This is a genomic window from Meiothermus sp., from assembly GCF_025056915.1.
Lineage (GTDB): Bacteria > Deinococcota > Deinococci > Deinococcales > Thermaceae > Meiothermus.
Genome location: NZ_JANWVH010000142.1, coordinates 1 through 3114 on the forward strand (window position 1 = coordinate 1; position 3114 = coordinate 3114).

Below are 3114 nucleotides of genomic sequence, written 5' to 3' on the forward strand. Positions count from 1 at the left end.
TCCTTCGAGGTCAACCCGGCCCTGCGCTCCCGGGCTCGGGTTTATGTGCTCCACCCGCTCGACGAGGAGGCCACCCAAAGGCTTCTGGAGCGGGCGCTGGCTCACCCCGAGGGCTTGCAAGCCCAGGCCGAACCCGAAGCCCTGAAGCTCTTGGCCCAGGCCGCCATGGGCGACGCCCGCCGGGCCTTGTCGGCCCTCGAGCTCGCCGCTAGCCTCGGCGAAGGCCGCATCACCCTGGCCAGCGCCCAGGAAGCCCTGGGCAGCGGCACGCTCCACTTCGACAAGGGCGGCGAATACTTCTACGACCTGATCTCGGCCCTGCACAAGTCGGTGCGCGGCAACCATGTGGACGCGGCGCTTTACTACTTTGCCCGCATGATCGAAGGCGGGGCCGACCCTATGTACCTGGCCCGCCGGCTGGCCCGCATGGCCGTAGAGGACGTGGGCCTGGCCGACCCCCATGCCCTGCGCTTGGCCATGGCCGCCAAGGACACCTACGACTTTCTGGGCAGCCCCGAAGGCGAGCTGGCCCTGGCCGAGCTGGTCATTTACCTGGCCTTAGCCCCCAAATCCAACAGCAGCTACCTGGCCTGGCAAAAGGCCCAGAACGCGGCCCGCGCACACCCCGACGCGCCCATTCCCCTCCACCTCCGCAACGCCCCCACCGCCCTGCTGCAGCGGCTCGGCTACGGGCGGGGCTACGCCTATTACCACGACGACCCCGAGGGTAGTTTTGCCCAGCCGTATCTGCCGGAGGGCCTGGAAAACCTGACCCTCTACGAAGCCACCGGGGAGGGCTGGGAGGAGCGGGTGCGGGAGCGACTGGAGAGGCTACGGCGGCGTTTCAGAAGCGCACGCCCGCCGAAAAGCTGAAAAAAAGGCCGCTGGTGTTGAAAGCGCCGAGCAAACCCAGTTCGCCCAGGAAAAAGTCGCGATGGTAACCCAGATTGGCCTGGTACAAAAACCCTCCCGACGATGGAATAGAGGACAGGCCGCTCTGGAAACCCACCCAGATCAGGCGTGGCGAAAAGTAAAAGCCGTCCGCACCCCAGATGAGGCCCGCATCGAGGCTTAGGGGTATGCCGGGCACAAGAATAATGAAGGGAAAGGAAAGGCCAAAATCCAGGGCTGCGCCCGGCTCGAGGGCCACCTTCATCCCCGAGCGCAGCCCCAGTTGGGTGGAGAAATTGAACTCCACCTGACCGTTCCCAAAAGCCACCAAAGCGTGGGGCAAGATTATGCCCCCCGCATTGTTGGGCACTGCCACATACGTAGCCCCCAAAAGCAATTCGCGCTCTCGTGCCACCTCCGGTGTTCGTAGGGTTACAGGCACACAGCCCACCAACCACACCAACCCACAAAGCCAGATGCCCCTCGCCATGCCTCGACCTCCCTGTTGCGACCTTAGGGCCATGCTAGCACAGCCCACAAAGCCCGCTACGGAAAGGCCGAACCAAGGGCGGTTAAGGCGCCCTCGATGTCTGAATACCAGATTCGGTTGGTTCGTCGCCCAAAGGTGATGCGCCTACCCGACCAAAGGGAGTGCTCTAGGCTTCAAAAAGACTGCCTCCGGTGCTTTTGGATTGGCCACCTGTCTTTTTGATTCCGGTATGAGTGGGCTTCAACTACCCAAGCGGCCCACCCGGCACGCCCCAAGCCCAAAGGCCGGGTCGGGGAAGCTCACAAGAAGCCTTAGAGCCACCCTTCGGATGGCAGAAGCCGATTTTGGAAAAGGCCCCTAAGCCAACCTCAGAGAAGCTGGCGAAGCGCTTCGACCTTATCGGTGTTTTCCCAGGGAAAGCCCTCGCGGCCAAAGTGGCCGTAGGCCGAGGTGGGGGTATAGATGGGGCGGCGCAGGTTGAGGTTTTCAATGATGGCCCTGGGACGGGCATCGAAGACTTTCTGGGCTGCCTCGGTCAGCTTTTCATCGGGCACAAGGCCGGTGCCAAAGGTCTCGACCCGCATGCCCACCGGGCGGGCCTTGCCGATGGCGTAGGCCAGCTCGACCAGAGCCCGTTTGGCCAGCCCGGCAGCCACGATATTCTTGGCGATGTAGCGAGCATAGTAGGCTGCCGAGCGGTCAACCTTGGTGGGGTCTTTGCCGCTAAAGGCCCCCCCGCCGTGGGGCACCGCACCCCCGTAGGTATCCACGATAATCTTGCGCCCGGTGAGGCCGGTATCGCCGTGCGGGCCCCCAATCACAAACTTGCCGGAGGGGTTCACCAGGTACTGGGTTTCCTTGCTCAAATACTGCTCTGGAATGGCCTTTTCAATGACCTTGGTGCGAATATCGTGCTGAATCTGGTCGGCCTCGACCTCTTCGGAATGCTGGGTCGAAACCAGCGCCGTACCCACGTACAAAGGCTTCTGCCCCTCGTAGACCACCGTGACCTGGGCCTTGCCATCGGGGCGCAGGTACGGGATTTCGCCGGTTTTGCGGGCCTCGGCTAAGCGGCGGGTCAAGCGATGGGCCAACGAGATGGGCAGGGGCATCAGCTCCGGGGTCTCGTCGGTGGCATAGCCAAACATCAGGCCCTGGTCACCAGCACCGACCCGGTCAAAGGGGTCGCGCGAGCCCAGCACCCGCCATTCCCACGACTCGTTGACCCCCCCCGCAATGTCGGGCGACTGCTCGTCTATGGCCGTGAGCACCGCACAGGTGTCGCCGTCGAAGCCGTACTTGGCCCGGGTATAGCCCACCTCGAGCACGGTCTGGCGCACCAGGCGGGGGATATCCACGTAGCTCTCGGTGGTAATCTCGCCGGCCACCATCACCAAACCTGTGGTCACCAAAGTTTCACAGGCCACCCTGGCTTCGGCATCCTCGGCCAGGATGGCGTCGAGTACCGCATCGGAAATGCGGTCGGCCAGCTTGTCGGGGTGCCCCTCCGTCACCGATTCCGAAGTTACCAGTCGTTGCAATTTGCTCCTCCTGTAGCACGCAGCAAAGCCGCGTCAACCGAGAAAGTATAGCACCCTTGTAGCGGTTAAGCCGAACGGAATTCCTGCGCCCACTTTTGCAGGCCCAGAGGGCTCTTATCGCGCTCTTCACAGACGTGGCCGCCCACGAGAACGAGAAGGGACAAGTGTCTGCGTTGCGTCTGGGCCGAGACG

Annotated in this window: 3 protein-coding genes; 1 reads left to right on the forward strand and 2 read right to left on the reverse strand. The window is 63.1% G+C overall.

The genetic code is table 11. From position 1 onward, the window contains the following. Positions 1 to 873 (forward strand): replication-associated recombination protein A (locus NZN28_RS14125; RefSeq protein ID WP_295399226.1); only part of this gene is annotated, 873 nt, incomplete at its 5' end. On the opposite strand, the gene NZN28_RS14130 is transcribed toward NZN28_RS14125, so the two are convergent. Together NZN28_RS14130 and metK are read right to left on the reverse strand one after the other, a co-directional pair. Continuing rightward, positions 845 to 1333 (reverse strand): hypothetical protein, encoded by a 489-nt coding sequence (locus tag NZN28_RS14130; protein ID WP_295399228.1) that lies wholly within the window; start codon positions 1331 to 1333, stop codon positions 845 to 847. The two genes, NZN28_RS14125 and NZN28_RS14130, sit on opposite strands and share 29 nt — an antisense overlap. Positions 1334 to 1749: 416 nt before the next feature. Then, entirely contained in the window at positions 1750 to 2922 is a 1173-nt protein-coding gene (gene metK, locus NZN28_RS14135) for a methionine adenosyltransferase (RefSeq protein WP_295399230.1), read from the reverse strand. Positions 2923 to 3114: the final 192 nt, after the last annotated feature.